Annotated in this window: 17 protein-coding genes; 13 read left to right on the forward strand and 4 right to left on the reverse strand. The window is 75.0% G+C overall.

All coding sequences use genetic code 11. The features are described from left to right. Window positions 1-17: 17 nt before the first annotated feature. Both ACFCY1_RS03845 and ACFCY1_RS03850 read left to right on the forward strand, forming a co-directional pair. On the forward strand, window positions 18-365 hold the full coding sequence (locus ACFCY1_RS03845) for a DUF742 domain-containing protein (RefSeq protein WP_049651866.1): 348 nt from the start codon (window positions 18-20) through the stop codon (window positions 363-365). Between the two features lie 133 nt (window positions 366-498). Then, window positions 499-1,071, forward strand: coding sequence for an ATP/GTP-binding protein (locus ACFCY1_RS03850; protein WP_375873392.1), 573 nt, complete (start codon window positions 499-501; stop codon window positions 1,069-1,071). Window positions 1,072-1,216: 145 nt separating this feature from the next. Here ACFCY1_RS03850 and ACFCY1_RS03855 read toward each other — a convergent pair whose 3' ends face one another. Next, complete coding sequence (locus tag ACFCY1_RS03855) at window positions 1,217-1,588, reverse strand: hypothetical protein (RefSeq protein WP_375873393.1); 372 nt, start codon at window positions 1,586-1,588, stop codon at window positions 1,217-1,219. Between the two features lie 332 nt (window positions 1,589-1,920). On the opposite strand from ACFCY1_RS03855, the gene ACFCY1_RS03860 reads away from it, so the two are divergent. Next, a complete protein-coding gene (locus tag ACFCY1_RS03860; protein ID WP_375873394.1) occupies window positions 1,921-2,493 on the forward strand; it encodes an RNA polymerase sigma factor in 573 nt (190 codons plus the stop codon). A 104-nt stretch (window positions 2,494-2,597) separates the two neighbouring features. Then, window positions 2,598-3,617, forward strand: coding sequence for a hypothetical protein (locus ACFCY1_RS03865; RefSeq protein ID WP_375873395.1), 1,020 nt, complete (start codon window positions 2,598-2,600; stop codon window positions 3,615-3,617). A 135-nt stretch (window positions 3,618-3,752) separates the two neighbouring features. Here ACFCY1_RS03865 and ACFCY1_RS03870 read toward each other — a convergent pair whose 3' ends face one another. Continuing rightward, complete coding sequence (locus ACFCY1_RS03870) at window positions 3,753-5,219, reverse strand: cation:dicarboxylate symporter family transporter (protein WP_375873396.1); 1,467 nt, start codon at window positions 5,217-5,219, stop codon at window positions 3,753-3,755. A 255-nt stretch (window positions 5,220-5,474) separates the two neighbouring features. Here ACFCY1_RS03870 and ACFCY1_RS03875 point away from each other — a divergent pair, with 255 nt between their 5' ends. From ACFCY1_RS03875 to ACFCY1_RS03890, 4 genes are all read left to right on the forward strand, one after another. Then, on the forward strand, window positions 5,475-7,343 hold the full coding sequence (locus ACFCY1_RS03875) for an ATP-binding protein (RefSeq protein WP_375873397.1): 1,869 nt from the start codon (window positions 5,475-5,477) through the stop codon (window positions 7,341-7,343). Continuing rightward, window positions 7,340-8,071 (forward strand): response regulator, encoded by a 732-nt coding sequence (locus ACFCY1_RS03880; RefSeq protein ID WP_117491070.1) that lies wholly within the window; start codon window positions 7,340-7,342, stop codon window positions 8,069-8,071. Before ACFCY1_RS03875 ends, ACFCY1_RS03880 begins: the two co-directional genes overlap by 4 nt. A 222-nt stretch (window positions 8,072-8,293) precedes the next feature. After that, window positions 8,294-9,727: a diaminobutyrate--2-oxoglutarate transaminase gene (locus ACFCY1_RS03885; RefSeq protein WP_375873398.1), complete on the forward strand. Its 1,434-nt coding sequence runs from the start codon at window positions 8,294-8,296 to the stop codon at window positions 9,725-9,727. After that, the gene (locus ACFCY1_RS03890; protein ID WP_234348391.1) at window positions 9,724-11,238 is read left to right on the forward strand and encodes a pyridoxal-dependent decarboxylase; all 1,515 of its coding nucleotides are present in this window, start codon (window positions 9,724-9,726) and stop codon (window positions 11,236-11,238) included. The genes ACFCY1_RS03885 and ACFCY1_RS03890 overlap by 4 nt, the downstream gene beginning before the upstream one ends. A gap of 45 nt (window positions 11,239-11,283) precedes the next feature. Here the strand turns inward: ACFCY1_RS03890 and ACFCY1_RS03895 are convergent, their stop codons facing one another. After that, entirely contained in the window at window positions 11,284-12,081 is a 798-nt protein-coding gene (locus ACFCY1_RS03895; RefSeq protein WP_049651877.1) for an inositol monophosphatase family protein, read from the reverse strand. 325 nt (window positions 12,082-12,406) lie between these two features. On the opposite strand from ACFCY1_RS03895, the gene ACFCY1_RS03900 reads away from it, so the two are divergent. After that, window positions 12,407-13,267: a (2Fe-2S)-binding protein gene (locus ACFCY1_RS03900; protein ID WP_375873399.1), complete on the forward strand. Its 861-nt coding sequence runs from the start codon at window positions 12,407-12,409 to the stop codon at window positions 13,265-13,267. A 66-nt stretch (window positions 13,268-13,333) separates the two neighbouring features. Then, a complete protein-coding gene (locus tag ACFCY1_RS03905) occupies window positions 13,334-13,735 on the forward strand; it encodes a VOC family protein (protein ID WP_375873400.1) in 402 nt (133 codons plus the stop codon). Here the strand turns inward: ACFCY1_RS03905 and ACFCY1_RS03910 are convergent. Next, window positions 13,696-14,109, reverse strand: coding sequence for a DUF6191 domain-containing protein (locus ACFCY1_RS03910; RefSeq protein ID WP_375873401.1), 414 nt, complete (start codon window positions 14,107-14,109; stop codon window positions 13,696-13,698). The two genes, ACFCY1_RS03905 and ACFCY1_RS03910, sit on opposite strands and share 40 nt — an antisense overlap. A gap of 178 nt (window positions 14,110-14,287) precedes the next feature. Here ACFCY1_RS03910 and ACFCY1_RS03915 point away from each other — a divergent pair, with 178 nt between their 5' ends. From ACFCY1_RS03915 to ACFCY1_RS03925, 3 genes are all read left to right on the forward strand, one after another. Further along, window positions 14,288-15,046 (forward strand): dienelactone hydrolase family protein, encoded by a 759-nt coding sequence (locus ACFCY1_RS03915; protein ID WP_074004258.1) that lies wholly within the window; start codon window positions 14,288-14,290, stop codon window positions 15,044-15,046. A gap of 149 nt (window positions 15,047-15,195) precedes the next feature. Continuing rightward, window positions 15,196-16,137 (forward strand): alpha/beta fold hydrolase, encoded by a 942-nt coding sequence (locus ACFCY1_RS03920; protein ID WP_375873402.1) that lies wholly within the window; start codon window positions 15,196-15,198, stop codon window positions 16,135-16,137. Window positions 16,138-16,250: 113 nt separating this feature from the next. After that, a complete protein-coding gene (locus tag ACFCY1_RS03925; protein ID WP_375873403.1) occupies window positions 16,251-18,278 on the forward strand; it encodes a serine/threonine-protein kinase in 2,028 nt (675 codons plus the stop codon). The last annotated feature ends 76 nt before the right edge of the window (window positions 18,279-18,354 follow it).

Consider the following 18,354-nt stretch of genomic DNA (forward strand, 5'->3'; position numbering starts at 1 on the left):
ACGACGACGCCGGGCCGCTGGTCCGCCCGTACGCGATGACCAGGGGGCGCACCGGGGCCGGGGAGCAGCGCTTCGACCTGATCGCCGTGGTGGTCGCCGAACTCCCCGACCCGGCGCTCGTACCGGACGCGCCCGAGCCGCCGGTCGGCCCGGAACAGGCGCGCATCCTCGCGCTGTGCCGGGGCACCCCGCTGTCCGTGGCCGAGCTGGCCGCCGAGCTCGACCTGCCGGTGGGCGTCGTGCGGGTGCTGCTCGGCGACCTGCTGGCGGCCGGGCTCATCCGGGTCCGCCGTCCCGTCCCGCCCGCCCTGCTCCCCGACGAGCGCATCCTCCAGGAGGTCATCCGTGGACTCCGTGCACTCTGACCACCCGTCCGACCTGCCTGATCCGTCGGTATCGTCCGACCCGTCCGATCCGTCCGATCCGTCCGATCCGTACGGCCGGTCCGGTCCGTACGGCGGGTCGGACCCGTTCGATGCCGATGATCCCGACGATGCCGTGCTGGCGCTCAAGATCCTGGTGGCGGGCGGCTTCGGGGTCGGCAAGACGACGCTGGTCGGCGCGGTCAGCGAGATCCGGCCGCTGCGCACCGAGGAGCGGCTGACCGAGGCCGGGCGGGAGGTGGACGACCTCGACGGCGTGGAGCGGAAGTCGACGACCACGGTGGCGATGGACTTCGGTCGGATCACCATCCGCGAGGGGCTGGCGGTCTACCTGTTCGGCACCCCGGGGCAGGACCGGTTCTGGTTCCTCTGGGACGAGCTGGCCCAGGGGGCGCTCGGTGCGGTGGTGCTCGCCGACACCCGCCGGCTGACCGACTGCTTCCCGGCCGTCGACTTCTTCGAGCACCGGGGCATCCCCTTCGTGGTCGCGGTGAACCGTTTCGCCGGGACACGGGAGTTCAGGTCGGAGGAGGTCGCCCGCGCGCTGGACCTGGACGCGGGTACGCCGGTGCTGTTGTGCGATGCGCGCCACCGGGCCTCGGGCAAGGAGGTGCTGATCAACCTGGTCGAGCACGCGGGCCGGGTGCACGCCGCCCGGCTGCTCGCGGACGTCTCTCCGGTGGGCTGAGGCGGCGGCGGGAGGTGTCGGCGGGCGGACGGCGTGCGGATGACAGCTGACAACTCACAACTAACAGATGACAGCTGACAGATTTCGAAATCTGTCAGCTGTCACCTGTCACCCGTCGACTCTCAGCGGTTCCGGGTCCGGCGGTTCAGCTGTGCCACTGGAACACGATCCGGGTCCAGCTCGACCCGGGGCAGTTGCCCCAGACCGCCCAGGCCTGCGGCCGCGCGCCGATCCACAGGCCGGTGCTCGACGAGCCGTCGGCACAGTAGGTGATGGTGCGCAGTCGTCCGGAGTAGACGTTGCAGGTCCCCTCCCAGCGCCAGCCGTAGTCGGCGGTGATGACGCAGCGGTAGGTCGCGGTCTCGACGGTGTTCCAGTCCGTGTCGGTCTCGGGGGTGAGGGCCTGGGTCCGGACCGTCGCCGCGGCGGCCGGCAGGGCGGTGGTCCCGAGCACGCCGAGGGCGGCCGTGGCGGCCAGCCCGAACGTGGCGATCTTCCTGGCGATGCAACCTCGCACGGTGGTTCTCCTTGCTCAGGGGTTCTCGTCGGGCGGAGCCGTCCCCGGTCGCCGGGGTGTCCGCGCGGACGTGAAGTCCCGCTTCCTGTGCGGTTGGTGACATGGTGCACACGAATGACTGCGCACAGTGAGACGACGAACTATGATGTGACCTGTGTCACAAGTCATTCGGTCGGCTCAAGACCCCTGTGGCCAGGGCGGACCGGGTGCTCGGGGTGCCGATTTCCGGGGAGAGCGGCATGGTGGATTGCAGCGGTCGAAATGCGGGCGGCGGACGGGAAGAGGGCTTCGGTCCGAGTGGGAGTAGCGGTCAATCGGCCGAATTCAACCGGGTGTTCACGGATCTCCTGCCCAGACTCCAGCAGGCGGCGGCCTCCCTCGCCGGCGGTCCGGTCGGCGCCGGGGACGTCGTCCACGAGGCGTACCTGCGGATCGCCCGCCGGCCGGAGCGCTTCCTCGGTCATCCGCAGCCGTACGCCTACGCGTTCACCACGATGGTGAACATCCTGCGCGACCAGTGGCGCCGGGAGCGCCGGCGGGTGTCGATGCCCGAGGTGCCGGAGGTGGGCGACGCCGTCGAGCGGGACCGGGGGGAGTTCGACCCCCGGTCCGGCGGGATGGCCGAGTTGCAGGCGCGCTGGGAGGTGGTCCGCCTGCTGGGCTTCCTGACCGTCAAGCAGGCCCGCGCGGTGGCGCTGGTGGACCTCGACGGCTACAGCGTCGACGAGGCCGCCGAACTGCTCGGGCTGCACCGCAGCACGCTGGCCGTCACCCGGCGCCGCGCCCACGGCCGACTGCGCGCCGTCCTCCAGCGGGAACGCGAACGCGAGCGGGAGGCGGGGGGCGAACGGGAGCAGGAGCGGGGGTGCGAACAGGAGCGCGAGCGGGAGCACGAGCGGAGCTGAGGGTGTGGCGGTGCGCGGGGCGGCGGGCGTACGAGCGCCGCCCCGACGCACCGAGCTGACGGCAAGTCAGCTGATGCGCCGCCCCGGCCCGTACCCTGCGAATCGTGATCATCCACCAGCACGGCCGCCTGCGCGCACTGGCCGAGGACGGCCGCTGGCCCGAGCTGCTCGCCGCCTACCGGCAGGGCCGCGCGGCCGCCGTGGCGGAGGCGGGCGAGGAGGCCGCGGCCGTGCTGACCGCGCCGCTCGGCCACCTGATCGCCTATGCGGCGCCGCCCGAGCTGGCCGTCCGCCTGTTCGACTGGGACGGCGGCGCGGGGACGTCTGCCGGAGTGGCCGACCACGACGCCGGCCCGCTCTGGGAGGTGCTGGCGACCCGGCACTCCTGGCTGCGGCTGGCCCCGCTGCTTGGTCCGGTCCCGGTGCGACGGCTGGTCGCGCACACCCGGGCGCTGCTCGGCGAGGACCTCTCGTACGGGGCCGAGCCCGACCCGGAGGGCGTGCCGCTGCGCCTGGAGCCGTGGGAGGCGGCGGGCTGGGACGAGGCGGCCCGGGTACGCGAGTACCTGCCCGGCGGGGGCGCGCGCAGTGCGCTGCTGACCCTGCCGGCCAGCCGGGAGGGCCTGGGCGAGGTGGAGCTGCCCCCGGTGGCGCGGTCGGCCGGACGGCCGGACGGGCCGCCGGTCACCCGGGCCCTGGAGGGGCTGGGCGCGCTCGCGCCGTGGGCGGAGACGGCCTGCGTCCGCGGCCAGGCCCCGGCGGCGGCCGCCCTGCTGGCCCGCGACCGGCGGGTGGTCGGCGGGTACCTGCCGTTCGCGCTCGTCTACCCGGCGCTGGTGCGGTCCGCCGCCCTGGAGCGGGCGCGGGGCTGCGCGCACGGGAGGCTGGGGGTGTGGCGGGCACTGGCCGCGATGGCCGGGGCGGACGGCCTGGACGGCCTGGATGGTCCGGACGGTCCGGACGGGGCAGGCGGGGTGGACCGGGGCGAGGTGAACGCGCTGGTGGACCGGATGCGCTGTTTCACCTGGCAGGAGCCGTCGGCCGGGCTGCACCATCTGCACGTCGTGCTGGAGGACCCGGTCGGCGGGGTGTCCTGGGTGGTCAGCGGCTCGCAGGACCTGTGACGAGCGGGCCGGGTACCTGTTCGGGCCCGACCGGGAACGTCGGCCGGACGGGAAAACGAGGACCCCCGGTCCGGCGCCGTTTCCGGGGGTTGGTGGGGGCGCCGGACCGGGGGAGTACGGGGGTCGCTGCCGGGGTCAGACCCCGGCCGTGGTCGCGCCCTTGGTGGCGGTGCCCCGGGTGGGGACAGCCTCGGGGGCGGTCTCGGGAGCGGTCCCGGGAGTGGCCTCGGGGGCGTCGGCCGTGGAGCCGTCCGACGCGGCGGCGGGACCGGAGGCCGCACCGTGCGAGTCGACCAGCGTCAGCTCGTCGAACGGCAGCTCGCCGGCCAGCACCCGCCGGGCGCGCTCGGCGTCGATCTCGCCGGTCCAGTGCCCGATCAGCACGGTCGCGACGGCGTTGCCCGCGAAGTTGGTGAGCGCGCGGGCCTCCGACATGAAGCGGTCGATGCCGACGATCAGGCCGACCCCGTCCACCAGCGCGGGCTTGTGCGACTGGAGTCCGCCCGCGAGGGTGGCCAGGCCGGCGCCGGTGACCCCGGCCGCGCCCTTGCTCGCGATCACCATGAAGACCAGCAGCGAGAGCTGTTCGCCGAGCGACATCGGCTTGTCCATCGCCTCGGAGATGAAGATCGACGACATGGTCAGGTAGATGGCGGTGCCGTCGAGGTTGAAGCTGTAGCCGGTCGGCACGGTGATGCCGACGACCGGGCGGCTGACGCCCAGGTGCTCCATCTTGGCGATCAGGCGGGGCAGCGCGCTCTCGGAGGAGGAGGTGGAGAGGATCAGCAGGAACTCGCGGCCGAGGTACTTCAGCAGCGCGAACACGTTGACCCCGGCGACCAGGCGCAGCAGCGTGCCCAGCACCACGACGACGAAGAGCACGCAGGTGACGTAGAAGCCGATCATGATGACGGCCAGGCTCTTCAGCGCGGCGGTGCCGGTGGCGCCGACCACGGCGGCCATCGCGCCGAAGGCGCCGACCGGCGCGACCCACATGATCATCGACATGACCCGGAAGACCAGCCGCTGCACGTGCTCGATCCCGCGCAGCACCGGCGCGCCGGCCGGGCCCATCGCCTGGAGGGCGAAGCCGGTGAGCAGGGCGACCAGCAGGGTCTGGAGCACCTTGCCCTGGGTCAGGGCGGAGAACAGCGTCTCGGGGATCATCCCGAGCAGGAAGTCGGCGGTCGACTGGGCGCCGCCGGCGGCCGCCTGGGCGTGGCCGGACTTGGCGAGCGCGGCGGTCAGGTGCAGGCCGCCGCCGGGCTCCAGCAGGTTGCCGACGACCATGCCGATGGCCAGCGCGACGGTCGACATGGCGAGGAAGTAGCCGAGGGCGAGGCCGCCGACCTTGCCGACCTTCGCGGCCTTGGTCACCGAGCCGATGCCCAGGACGATGGTGCAGAAGATCACCGGGCTGATCATCATCTTGATCAGGTTGACGAAGCCCGTGCCGATCGGCTTCAGCTCCACGGCGAAACCGGGGGCGGCCAGGCCGACCACCACACCCGCGACCACCGCGGCGATCACGGCGATGTAGAGGTAGTGGGTCCGGTCCTTGCGTCTGGGTCCCGCCGCCGCGGCGGCTCCAGTGATCGACATCTGCGGCTCCCTTGCCGTGCAGTCCTGGTGGCCCCGGGGGGATGGGCCGCTCTGACTATGGGCTCCGAGGTGACGGAGGTCACGTTTGCGTTCATAGAGTTCATGAACGGCGCGGGCGGCCCGGATGTCCGACCCGGCTGTCCGGCCCGGAGGCCCGGCCCGTGAACGGTGCGGCCCGCGAACGGCCCGGCCCGCGAACGGTGCGGGCCGGACGGCCCTCGGGGGCGCCCGGAGGCGTGGTGCACACTGGCAGGCATGTCCGAGCGCACCGCCCCCACCGCCCCGCGCCGCCGTTCGCACCGGCCGACGGGCCGCGGTCCCCGGCGGCTGGTCCGCAGCCTGGCCGGGCAGCTGTTCGTCGTCCAGGTGGTGATCGTCGCCACCGTGGTCGCCGGTGGCGCGGTGCTCGCGTACCTCTTCACCGCCGACCGCGCCGAGGACGCCGCCCGTCGCCAGGTCACCGCGGTCGCGCACGCCGTCGCCGACTCGCCGTCCGTCCGGGCCGCCGTCGGCGCCCCCGACCCGACCGCGGCGCTCCAGCCGTACGTCGAGCAGGTGCGGGCCGACACCGGGGTCTCCTTCATCACCGTCATGGACACCGACGGCGTGCGCTGGACCCACCCGCTGCCCGAGCAGATCGGCCGGACCTACCTCGGGCACATCGACTGGGCGCTCGCCGGGCAGACCCGCAGCGAGACGTACACCGGCACGCTCGGCCCGTCCGTGCGGGTGGTCGCCCCGGTGTGGGACGAGCGGCACCGGGTGGTCGCGCTGGTCAGCGCGGGCCTCACGGTGGAGTCGATCTCCGCGCAGCTGAGCGGTCCGCTGCTCGCCCTGGTGGGGGTGGCGGTCGCCGCGCTCGCGGTCGGCGGCGTCGGCACCTATCTCGCCAACTCCCGGCTGCGGCGGCACACCCATGGGATGGGGCCGGACCAGCTGAGCCACCTCTACGAGTACCACCAGGCGACCCTGCACGCGGTGCGCGAGGGACTGGTCCTGCTGGACCGCTCGCACCGGGTGGTGCTGTGCAACGACGCCGCCCGTGAACTGCTCGGTCTGACCGGCGACCTGGATGGTCGACCGGTGGTGGAACTGGGCCTGCCGGAGGCGCTGGTGGCGGCCGTGCTGGGGGAGGAGCCCGTCCGGGACGAGGTGCACCTGACCGCCGAGCGCGTCGTGGTGCTGAACACCTCCACCATCGGCACCGGCCCCGGCCTCGGTCGGGTGGTGACCCTTCGGGACCACACCGAACTCCAGGCGCTCAGCGGGGAGTTGGACTCGGTGCGGTGCTTCACCGAGGCGCTCGGCGCGCAGGCTCACGAAGCCGCCAACCGGTTGCACGCGGTGGTCTCGCTGATCGAACTCGGCCGCCACGAACAGGCGGTGGAGTTCGCCACCGCGGAGCTCGAACTCGCCCAGCAGCTCACCGACCGGGTGGTCGCGGCGGTGGGCGAGCCGGTGCTGGCCGCGCTGCTGCTCGGCAAGGCCGCCCAAGCCGCCGAACGGGGCGTGGAGTTGACGCTCACCGAGGACAGCCGGATCGACGACGGGGTGCTGCCGCCCGGCCTCTCCGCGCGGGACCTGATCACCGTCCTCGGCAACCTGATCGACAACGCCGTGGACGCCGCCATCGCCGGCGCGGCCGAGAGCCCCGTCCCGCCGGAGGTCACCGTCACGGCGCGGATCGCCGGCGGTCGGGACTGCGGCGGTCGGGACTGCACCGGCGGCGACGGCGAAGGTCGCGACGGCGGCGATGACGGGGATGGCGGTGGCGGCGCCGGGGTGCCCGGCGCCTGCCTGCTGCTGCGGGTCGCCGACACCGGCGCGGGGATCGACCCGGGCGCGGTCGAGGACGTCTTCCGGCGGGGCTGGAGCACCAAGCAGGACGGGCACGGGCACGGGCTCGGGCTGGCGCTGGTCGCCCAGACCGCCCGGCGCAACGGCGGCACCGTCGAGGTCGGACGGGAGCGCGGCGCGGTGCTCACGGTGCGGCTGCCGCTGGCCGGACGGCCGGGCGGGCCGGGCGGGCCGGGAGGGCCGGGAGGGCCCGGTGGCGAGCCGGGGGAGTCCACCGACCGGCCCGGCGGGTCGAGCGGTCGGGAGCGGGAAGGGGCCCTGGCGTGAACGGCACCGCCCACACAGCCGCCGCCGGGGCGGGGATCTCCGTCCTGGTGGTCGAGGACGACCCGGTGGCCGCCGCCGCGCACACCCTCTACGTCCGGCGGGAGCCCGGCTTCCACGCCGCCGGGACGGTCCACAGCTGCGCCGACGCGCTGCGCTTCCTGGACCGGGCCCGCGCCGCCGGGACGCCCGTCGACCTCACCCTGCTCGACCTCTACCTGCCGGACGGCCACGGGCTCCAGCTCTGCCGTACGCTGCGCGCGGCCGGCCACAGCACCGACGTCATCGCGGTGACCTCGGCCCGCGACCTCGCGATGGTCCGGCAGGCGGTCTCCGCGGGCGTCGTGCAGTACCTGCTGAAGCCGTTCAGCGCGGCCGCCCTGCACGACCGGCTGGAGCGCTATGCCCGCTACCGCGACAGCCTCGGGCGCAGCGGGGAGGCGACCGGGCAGGAGGAGGTCGACCAGGCGTTCGCCCTGCTCCGCACGCCGGAGCGCAGCACCCTGCCCAAGGGGCTGAGCGCGCCCACCCTGGACACCGTCGCCTCGGTCCTGCGTGAGGCGGCCACCGGGTTGTCGGCGGCGGCCGCGGGCGCGGCGGCCGGGGTCTCCCGGATCACCGCGCGGCGCTACCTGGAGCACCTGGTGGAGACCGGGTGCGCGGTGCGGGAGCCGCAGTACGGGAGCGTCGGGCGGCCGGAGCTCTGCTACCGGTGGCGGCACCGGGCCTGAGGGGCGGGGCCCGAGGAGCCGGGCCTGAGGCACCGGACCTGCGGGGCGGGGCCCGACCGTCGGGTTCGGCCGGTGCGGGCCGGGCCGTGACCTTTCCGCGCGGCGCTCGTTGGAGGAACCGGGGGAGGTTCACTCACTCGGGTGGTTCTGGGACCCCGAGGGCATTCCGCCAGGTCAAGAGCAGTAAAGTTAGGCTTACCTAACTTCCCCTGGGGGTTTCTCGTGTCGCTCGCTGCCGTACCCGTCCAGGCCGCCTCCGGAGCCCCGGCCGCCGGTGAAGCCATCCTGCGCCGTCAGCGCGTCCGCGAGTCCGCAGCCAGAACCTACGCCCGCTCCTTCCCGATCGTCCCGGTCCGCGCCCACGGCATGACCGTCGAGGGCGCCGACGGGCGGCGCTACCTGGACTGCCTCTCCGGCGCCGGCACGCTCGCCCTCGGCCACAACCACCCGGTGGTGCTGGAGGCGATCCGCCGCACCCTCGACAGCGGCGCCCCGCTGCACCTGCTCGACCTCGCCACCGCCGAGAAGGACGACTTCACCAGCGCGCTCTTCGAGAGCCTGCCCGCCGAGTTCGCCGCCCGCGCCCGGGTGCACTTCTGCGGACCGGCCGGGACGGACGCCGTCGAGGCCGCGCTCAAGCTGATGCAGACCGCCACCGGCCGCTCCGGCGCGCTCGCCTTCACCGGCGCCTACCACGGCATGACCGCCGGCGCCCTCGCGCTCACCGGCAACGTCGCGGTCAAGGAGCCGCTGCCGAGCGGCGGCGAGGTCGCCCGGCTGCCCTACCCGTACGGATACCGCTGCCCGTTCGGGGTCGGCGGCGAGGCGGGCGCGGACCTCGCCGCGACCTACGTGGAGCGGCTGCTGGACGACCCCTCGGGCGGTGTGGTCGCGCCCGCCGCGATGATCCTGGAAGCCGTCCAGGGCGAGGGCGGGGTCGTCCCCGCGCCCGACGGCTGGCTGCGCGCGATGCGCCGGATCACCGCCGAGCGCGGCATCCCGCTGATCGTCGACGAGGTGCAGACCGGAGTCGGCCGCACCGGCGCGATGTGGGCGATCGAGCACAGCGGCATCGTCCCGGACGCGATGGTCCTCTCCAAGGCCATCGGCGGCAGCCTGCCGCTCGCCGTCGTCGTCTACCGCGAGGACTACGACGGCTGGCGGCCCGGCGCCCACACCGGCACCTTCCGCGGCAACACCCTCGCCATGGCCGCCGGGGCCGCGACGCTGCGCCACGTCGCGGCGAACGGGCTGGTCGAGCGGGCCGCCGTCGTCGGCGAGCGGATGGCGGCCCGGCTGCGCGAACTCGCGGCCGAACTGCCGGTGATCGGCGACGTGCGCGGCCGGGGGCTGATGCTCGGGGTCGAACTGGTCGACCCGGCGGCCGAGCCCGACGCGTGCGGCGCCCGGCCGGCCGACCCGGCGCTCGGGGTGCGGGTCCGGGAGGCGTGCCTGGCGCGGGGGCTGATCGTCGAGCTCGGCGGGCGCCACGACGCGGTGCTGCGACTGCTCCCGCCGCTCACCATCACCGACGAGCAGGTGGCGGCGGTGCTGGAGCGGCTGGCGGAGGCGATCGCGGCGGCGTCCACGGGCGGGCCGACGGGTGGTTCGGCGAGTGGTTCGGCGGGCGCGCCGACGGTGCGGGGCAACCGGTGAGCGGGCCCGGATCCGGCCCCGTCGGGCTCCCCCGGGACGGCGCCGCCACCGACGCCCTGGCGGGCGGCGCGGCCGGTCCTGGCGCGCTCGGACCGCTGCTGGCCACCGTCCTCGACTCCCTGGAGACGGGCGCCGCCATGCGCTCCGGACCGGTGCCGGCGGGCAGCCCGGCCGAGATCGCCGCACTCGTCGACGAGGCCCTGGCCACCGACGACGGACCCGGCGCGCTCGCCCGGCTCACCCAACTGCTCGCCTACGGCGCCGCCGACCCCGCGGACCCGGCCTGCGCCGCGCACCTGCACTGCCCGCCGCTGGCCGTCGCCGCCGCGGCGGACCTCGCGGTCAGCGCCCTCAACCCCTCCCAGGACTCCTGGGACCAGGCCCCCGCCGCCACCGCCCTGGAGAGCACGCTGCTCGCTGAGATCGCCGGGCTCGTCGGCTACGACCCGCAGCGCGCCGCCGGCGTCCTCACCTCCGGCGGCACCGAGTCCAACCTCATGGGGCTCATGCTGGCGCGCGACCAGAAGCTCGACGGCATCGTGGAGCTGGACGGCATCCCGGCCGGCGTCCGGCCCTGCATCCTCGCCTCCGAGGCCGCGCACTTCTCCGTCCAGCGCGCCGCCGCCCTGCTCGGCCTCGGCGAGCGGGCCGTCATCCCCGTCGCGGTCGACCGCGGGCTGCGGATGCGGGAGGACGAACTGGAACGGGCGATGGCCGAGGCCAGCTGGGCCGGACGGACCCCGATCGCTGTGGTCGCCACCGCGGGCACCACCGACACCGGAGCCGTCGACCCGCTCTCCGCCGCCGCCGACCTCGCCGGACGCTACGGCGCCTGGCTGCACGTGGACGCCGCGTACGGCGGCGGGGCGCTGCTCTCCGACCGGCTCGCCCCGCTGCTCGACGGCATCGCCCGCGCCGACTCGGTCTCCCTCGACTGGCACAAGCTCGGCTGGCAGCCGGCCGCGGCCGGGGTCTTCCTGGTGCGCCGCGCCGAGACCTACGTTTCGCTCGCCCGCCGCGCCGAGTACCTCAACCCGGTCGACGACGAGCAGGCCGGCTACCCCAGCCTGCTCGGCCGCTCGCTGCGCACCACCCGCCGGGCCGACGCCTTCAAGCTCGCCGTCACCCTGCGCACCCTCGGCCGCGACGGACTCGGCCGCCTGGTCGACTCCTGCCACGACCTCGCGCTCGCCGCGGCCGACGCCGTGCGCGCGGACCCGGCGCTCGAGCTCTACGCCGAGCCGGTGCTGACCGCCGTCCTTTTCCGCTACCGGCCCCCCGGTGTGACGGACGAGGCCGCGCTGGACGAGGTGAACGGCCGGCTGCGGCGCCTGCTGCTGCGCACCGGCCGGGCGGTGGTCGGCCGCACCGAACTCCCGGGCGACGGTCCGGGCCGGGTCCGGTTGAAGCTCACGCTGCTGAACCCCCACACCACGGTGGGGGAGGTCGGCGCGCTGGTGCGGGAGGTGGTGGGCGCCGGCCGCAAGGTCGCGGGCGAGCGGGCGGGGTAGGGCCGACGGGGGTTTCGTGGGGGCTCCGGGCGGGCGGGCCCGGCGTCAGCCGGCGAGGAGGATCGACCGGGTGAGCTCCCAGGTCTCGGGGTCGGCGGCGACCAGGAGGCCGTCCTCGCAGCCGGGGGCCTCCGGGCGGTACGGGGTGCCGTCCGGGCGGGCGGAGACGCCGCCGGCCTCGGTGACCAGGAGGGAGCCCGGGGCGTGGTCCCAGGGGAGGGTGCGCCAGTAGAGGAGGAAGTCGAAGCGGCCGTCGACGACGTCCGGGTACTCGATCCCGGCGGCGTGCCGACCGGGGGAGATCTCGCCGAAGGCCGCGATGTTGTCTTGGAGCCGGCGGCGGTGTGCGGCGTCGAGGTAGCGGCTCTTCACCGAGCCGCGCAGCTTCGCGACGTCCTTCGGTGCCGGGGGTCGGGTCAGGCGCACGCCGTCGCGCCAGGCGCCGGAGCCCAGCTCGGCGCAGTAGGCGGTGGCGGTGGCGGGCTGCCAGATCCAGGAGGCGACGGTCCGGCCGGAGCGGACCAGGGAGCACATCACGGCGTACTCGGGTCTGCCGGCGACGAAGTTGGCGGTGCCGTCCACCGGGTCGACCAGCCAGGCGGCCGGCTCGTCGTGGAGGGCCAGGGCGAGCGACGGGTCGGCGGAGACCGCCTCCTCGCCGACCACGGGGACGGGCAGCAGCTCGTGCAGTCGACGGGCGATGATCGCCTCGGCCTCGCGGTCGGCGACCGTGACGATCTCGCCGGGGGCCTTCTCCATCACCTCGCCGGCGGCCAGCGCCCGGAAGCGCGGCTCCACCACCTCGGCCGACGCCTCGGCGAGTATCTCCGCCACCTTGTCCATCAGCACGTTCGCGCTCCCTTCGCTGCCTACCACTCTCCCACGAGCGGAGGAAGGGGGCGGCGGCGGTCCGGGGCGGTGGAACGGCTGACGGCCTACGGTTGATGGCTGACAGATAACAGCTGACAGATTTCGAAATCTGTCAGCTGTTCGCCCCCGGCCGTCGACGGCCACTTCGGCGCGTCCACGCCCGCGGCCTTCGGGCCACTTCGACCGGCGGGACCGGTGAGCCGACCGGTGGAGTTGGGCATGGTCATCGAGTGCGGTGATGCGTTGTAAGGTGAGCCTCACCTTAATCGATCATGCGGAATCGATCTCGGGAGTGCCCATGGTTCCCGGAACACCCCTGCCCGTAGCACCCTGCGCGTCCTCCGCGCTGGTCGCCGACTACCGGCGGCTGCGGGGGCTCTGCCCGGTGCTGGAGCTGCGCCTGCTCGACGCCGCCGAGCCCGCCCCGGGCGCCGCCGACGGCTGGCACTCCGGAGCCGAACTCGCCACTGACGAACGGGCGCTGGCCGCCGTCCTGGCGGGTGCGGAGGCCCGCATCGCCGACGAGCACGGCCGCGCCCCGCGACCGCACGTCACCGCCTCCCGGCTGCTCCACCACTACGTCTGGTCGGCCTGCCTGCTGATCGCCGGCCCCTGGCACCTCGCCCGCCGGGTCCCGATCGTCGACCCGGCCGACCTCTGGCTGCACGCCCCCACCGGCGCGCTCGCCCTGCGCCCGCGCGGGTACGTCACCCTCCCCGGCGACGACGAACTGCGCGCCGAGCTGCGGGCCGCCGTGGTCGCGCACCTCGGACCGGTGCTCGCCGCGTTCGCCGGTCCCACCCGGCGCCGCGACCGGGCGCTCTGGGGCATGGTGACGGACGATCTGGCCTCCGCCCTCTGGTACCTGGGGCGGATGCTCGGCGAGGAGGGCGCCGCCGTCGCCGACGCAGGGGAGGGAGCCGCCGTCGCGGTCGCCGAGGAGGACGCCGCCGTCGCCGCCGCCGAGGCCGTCCTGCCCGGCGGCACCCTGCCGCTCCCCGGCGGCGCCGACTTCCGCCGCCTGCACACCCCCGACGGGCGCGCCCACCACACCCGCACCCGGCTCGCCTGCTGCCTCTACTACGCGGTCGGGCCCGCGGCCACCGCCTGTCTGACCTGCCCGAGGACCTCCGACGAGGAGCGACTGCGGCGGCTCTGACGGTCCGTCCACAGCCGGGCCGCGCAGCCTGGTTCGCTGTCAGTGACATCGGCTATGGTCGCCGACATGATCGATTCCACCGCGCGGGTCCGGATCGCCCGCCCCTCGCGCGACATCGCGGCGGCCGAGCGCTTCTACGTCGACGCCCTCGGCCTCGCCGTGCAGTGGCGCAGCACCGAGCGGGTGTCCGGCGAGCACGACCTGCTGATGGTCGGTCCGCCCGGCGGCAGTTGGCACTTCGAGCTGACGCACGACCCGGAGCGGCCGCTGGAGCCCACCCCGACGCTGGACGACCTGTTCGTCGTCTACCTCGGCGCCCCGGTGGACGAGGCACTGGTCGCCCGGCTGGAGGAGGCCGGCGGCACCCGGGTCGCGTCCCACAACCCGTACTGGGACGAGCACGGCGTGACGATAGCCGACCCGGACGGCTACCGGCTGGTGCTCTGCTCCCGCACCTGGGGGGCCTGAGCCTCAGGCTCCCGGGGCGCCCGGCCGGCCGTACCCGTTCCGATCCCCTCGCGCTCCGCGGGGCCGGGCGTACGTCCTCCGGCCCCGCCGGGCAGCACCGCCACGCCCCGGTCCAGGTCCACGCCGAAGTGCGGCGGAGCTCCGGCCTGTTCGTCGTCCCGGAGCACGAGCTGCTCCCGCTTCTGCTCGACCTGCACCTGCTTGCCCGGGCTGAACAGCGCGTGCAGCTCCTCCAGCCCGCCGGCACCCGTTCCCACCCCGGGCCCGCGCCGCCGCGGCCGCGACGAGGACTCGTCCTGGACCTGCCATACCGCCAGCAGCACCAGCCCCAGCACCGCCGCGACCGTCGCCGCCACACCCACGATCCACCCCATGCCCGCTCAACGCGCTCACGGGGCCACGGCGTTCCCCCGGGCGCACACGTGGGCGCGCCGCGGGTACGTCGCGGGTTCGACGCGGGTTCGACGCGGCCGCACTGTGGCGTAAAGCGCACGGGCGGGCGGCGGGTCCACCGGATACGCTGCCGGACGAATCGGAAGGAGCACCCTCACCATGCTCGTGCGCGGAACCCTCGTGGACATCCCGACGGCGGACGGCACCGCCGACGCCTACCTCGCCCACCCCGACGACGGCCGGGCCCACCCGGGCGTCATCCTCTTCACGGACGCCTTCGGCCTCCGGCCGCACGTGGAGGGCATGGCCGACCGGCTGGCCGCGGCCGGGTACGCCGTACTCGCCCCCAACCTCTTCTACCGCGCCGGCCGCGCGCCGGTCTTCGACCTGCCGGAGCGCATCGACCTAGAGCAGGCCGACGAACTCTTCGGCCGGATCTTCCCGCTGATCGAAACGCTCACCCCGGACGCGAACTCCCGCGACGCGGACGCGTACCTGCGCTGGCTCGCCGAGTCCCCGCTGGTCCAGGACGGCCCGGTCGGCCTGACCGGCTACTGCTTCGGGGCCATGCTGGCGCTGCGCGCGGCCGCCAGCCACCCGGACCGGATCGCCGTCGCGGCCGGGTTCCACGGCGGCAGGCTCGCCACCGACAGCCCGGACAGCCCGCACCTGGGCGCCGACCGGATCACCGCGGAGCTGTACTTCGGCCACGCGGACGAGGACCCGTCGCTGCCGCCCGAGCAGATCGACCGGCTCGCCGCGGCCCTCACCGCCGCCGGCGTCCGGTACCGGGCGGAGGTCTACGCCGGTGCCCCGCACGGCTACACCCAGGCCGACACCAACCGCTACGACGCGGTGGCGGCCGAGCGGCACTGGGAGGCGCTGCTCGGGCTGCTGAAGCGGGCCCTGCCTGCCTGAGGGGCCGTCGGAGAACTGTCCGGGGCCGGTCTGATGATTGCCTGAGACCGGTACCGGACAGGTCTGAGGACTGCCCGAGGCCGCTCGCAGGCCGGTCGGAACCAGGCCCGGGGGAACGGGGCCGAACGAGGGATCCAGGGGGACGGCACATGAACACCAGTCAGGGCACGCGGGGAAAGCCCGCCGGGCCGGGTCCGCGGAGCGTCCAGGAGGCCGTCGCCCGGGCGCTCGGCGAGCACCTGCCCGGCGGCGTGCGCACCGGCGAACTGGACCGGGACGGACGGGCGTTGCGCTGGGTGGAGGCCGGCCGGGGCGGCGCCGTGCCGGTGGTCCTGATCGCGGGCGCCGGGACGTCGGTGCTCACCTGGTCGGCCGTCCTGCCCGAACTCGCCCGGTACGGGAGGGTCGTGGCGTACGACCGGGCCGGGCTGGGGGCCAGCGAGCCCGAGCGGTCCACCGCCCCGACGCTGAACGGCCAGCTCGCCGACCTGGCCGCCCTCGTGCGGCACCTGGACGCGGGCCCGGCCCTCCTGGTCGGGCACAGCTGGGGCGGCCAGCTGTCCCAACTCCTCGCCTGGCAGCGGCCGGAGCTGGTGGCCGGGCAGGTGCTCGTGGACCCGGCGCACGAGGAGTTCCAGCCGCGGTCCATCCAGGTCGCCGAGGCCGTGCTGAACCGGCTCCGGCTGTACCGGCTCTGGCTGTACCGGACGGCGCTGTCGCCGACCTCGCCCGAACCGGAGGAGCCGCTCGCCCGGGCCGAGGCGGCCGTGATCGCGCACCGGCACCAGCGGCGTGCCCTCCTCGCCGAACTGGGGCTGACCGCCGCCGCCGTCCCCGAGCTCCGTCGTCGCCGCGCCGGGGCTCCGTCGACCGAGGCGCCGCTGGCCGTCCTGAGCGCGACCCGGGGGCTGCCCAGGGCGATGCGCGTCCGCTGGACCGCCCTCCAGGCGGGCGTCGCGAGGAGCGCCGTCCGGGGGACGCACGGCACGGTGCTCGGCGCCGGTCACGCCATCCAGGCCGACCGGCCCCACGCGGTCGTCTCGGCCGTCCGGGAAGTCGCGGACCGTGCTCGATATTTCCTCAAGGACTGACAACTCGCGCCCAATTCCTTTTCGGACCTGCACGACTGAGTCCACGACACCCTCTGGCACACTGTGTGCCGACGACCCGCGGGGGTGGGGTCATGACACGGGGGAGCAGGGGTATGAGCGGCGCGGGCACCGTGCTCGGCGGGCGGTACGAGCTGGTCGAGAAGATCGGCGGCGGTGCCATGGGCTCGGTCTGGAAGGCCGAGGACACCGTGCTGGCGCGAAGGGTCGCGGTCAAGATCCTGCGCTCGGAGCTGCTGGAGGACGACACCTCCGCCCAGCGCTTCCGCCGCGAGGCCCAGCTGGTCGCCGCGGTCGACCACCCCGGTGTGGTGGGCGTCCACGACTACGGCGAGAGCGGCGGGGACGGCGAGGAGCGCTGCGCCTACATCGTCATGGAGCTGATCGACGGCCGTCCGCTGGACCGGGTCCTCAAGGACACCGGACCGATGGACGTCGAGCGCACCCTCGACCTGGTGGCCGGAGCCCTGGACGCGCTGCACGCCGCGCACCAGCGGGAGATCGTCCACCGGGACATCAAGCCGTCCAACCTGATGGTGCGTTCGGACGGCCGGGTGGCCATCACCGACTTCGGCATCGCCCGGGCGCTCGCCAGCACCAAGCTCACCGCCCCGTTCGCGATCATCGGCACCGCGCTCTACATGTCCCCGGAGCAGGCCGAGGGCGTGAACCTCGGACCGGCCACCGACCTGTACTCGATCGGCGTGGTCTGCTACGAACTGCTGGTCGGCGAGCCGCCGTACTCCGGTGACGGGCCGCTCCAGATCGCGCTCAAGCACGTCAACCAGCCGGTGCCGGAACTGCCGGACACCTTTCCGGCGCCGGTACGGGCACTGGTCGCCAGGGCGCTCGCCAAGAAGCCCGAGGAGCGGTACGCGGACGCGGCGGAGATGGCGAGGGCGGTCCGGGCGGCGCACGCGGGGGAGGGCTTCGCCGGCGGCGGGCAGACGCCGGGGAAGGCCGGCGCGGCCGACAGCGGGACCCTCCCGCTCCGGCCCGGTGCGGGCCCGGCGGCCGAGGGCGGTGCCGCGGAGCCCGCGAAGGACGGTGCGGCGGGGCCGGCCCAGGGCGGCGCGGCCGTGGCGCTGGTCAAGGGCGGGGCGGTGGTGGTGCCCGCCGCGGGTGGCGCCCCGGCACCGGACGAGGTGGCGAAGGTGGAGCCGCAGGCGCAGACCGAACCCGGTCGGCGGCGGTCCCGGCGCACCCTGCTGGTGCCCGTCGTCATCCCCGTGGTCATCTCGATGGGCACGGCGACCGTCCTGCTGGTCGACCGCGGGGCCGGCGGCACCGACGCGGCCCAGTCGCCCGGCGCCCAGCCGACCGTGGTGGTCACCGCCCCCGTGACCCCGGGCACCGCCACCTCGGCACCCGCGACCACCACCGCGCCGACCACCCCGGCGCCGACCGACACCCCGGCGGCCACCCCGGGCCCCGACCAGCCGGCGCCCGGCGCCGCCCAGAACCAGCCGCAGGTCCCGGTCCCCCCGGTGCCGGCCGCCGGTGGTCAGGGCGGCAGCGGCGGTTCGGGCGCCTCGGCCGGTTCGGGCGGCGCCCGGACCGGTGGTACGGGCGCGGCCGCCGGCGGGGCGTCGTCGGCCGGTCAGGGGAGCCAGCCCGGTGGCGGCAACCCGCCCAACCCGCCCGCCAACCAGAACCCTCAGCCTCCGGCCCAGAGCGCCAACGGCGGGACCACCAGCGTCCCGCAGAGCCCGCCCCGGCCCGCGTCCTGCGGCGGCACCAGCTGGAGCACCATCGTCAGCGCGAAGGACGGCCGCGCGATCGGGATGCGCGACGACAACCTGAACGGCGACAACCCGATCGTCGTCGGCGGTCACGCGCAGTACGGCTGGGTGCGCTCGACCAACCCCGGCATGTGGATCCTGTTCAACGCCTGCAACAACGGCGGCCCGCAGCTGGTCCAGACGATGGACGGGAAGGTCGTGCTGAGCAACGGCTTCAGCATCCTCACCAACTGGACGATGCGCACCGGCAGTTCGGCCGGCTCGTACACGCTGGGCGACTACCAGAACCAGTCCTGCATGACCAACAACGGCCCCGGCAGCGCCGTCACCATGGTCTCCTGCACCCCCGGCAACGCCGCCCAGGAGTGGCGGCTGCAGTAGGGGCCCGCCCGAGGCATGAGAATTCGCGGCGCGGGGTGCGCGAGCGGCCTGTGAGGCTGCCGGTGACCACCACCAC

It is taken from the genome of Kitasatospora sp. NPDC056273 (assembly GCF_042268845.1).
Taxonomy (GTDB): domain Bacteria; phylum Actinomycetota; class Actinomycetes; order Streptomycetales; family Streptomycetaceae; genus Kitasatospora.

Bases quoted from the DNA above. Each gene is read 5' to 3' on its own strand.
- ACFCY1_RS03900 (WP_375873399.1), top strand. From the start codon at position 12,407: ATGGTTCCCGGAACACCCCTGCCCGTAGCACCCTGCGCGTCCTCCGCG.
- ACFCY1_RS03870 (WP_375873396.1), bottom strand. From the start codon at position 5,219: ATGTCGATCACTGGAGCCGCCGCGGCGGCGGGACCCAGACGCAAGGAC.
- ACFCY1_RS03895 (WP_049651877.1), bottom strand. From the start codon at position 12,081: ATGGACAAGGTGGCGGAGATACTCGCCGAGGCGTCGGCCGAGGTGGTG.
- ACFCY1_RS03910 (WP_375873401.1), bottom strand. From the start codon at position 14,109: ATGGGGTGGATCGTGGGTGTGGCGGCGACGGTCGCGGCGGTGCTGGGG.
- ACFCY1_RS03925 (WP_375873403.1), top strand. From the start codon at position 16,251: ATGAGCGGCGCGGGCACCGTGCTCGGCGGGCGGTACGAGCTGGTCGAG.
- ACFCY1_RS03915 (WP_074004258.1), top strand. From the start codon at position 14,288: ATGCTCGTGCGCGGAACCCTCGTGGACATCCCGACGGCGGACGGCACC.
- ACFCY1_RS03905 (WP_375873400.1), top strand. From the start codon at position 13,334: ATGATCGATTCCACCGCGCGGGTCCGGATCGCCCGCCCCTCGCGCGAC.
- ACFCY1_RS03875 (WP_375873397.1), top strand. From the start codon at position 5,475: ATGTCCGAGCGCACCGCCCCCACCGCCCCGCGCCGCCGTTCGCACCGG.
- ACFCY1_RS03920 (WP_375873402.1), top strand. From the start codon at position 15,196: ATGAACACCAGTCAGGGCACGCGGGGAAAGCCCGCCGGGCCGGGTCCG.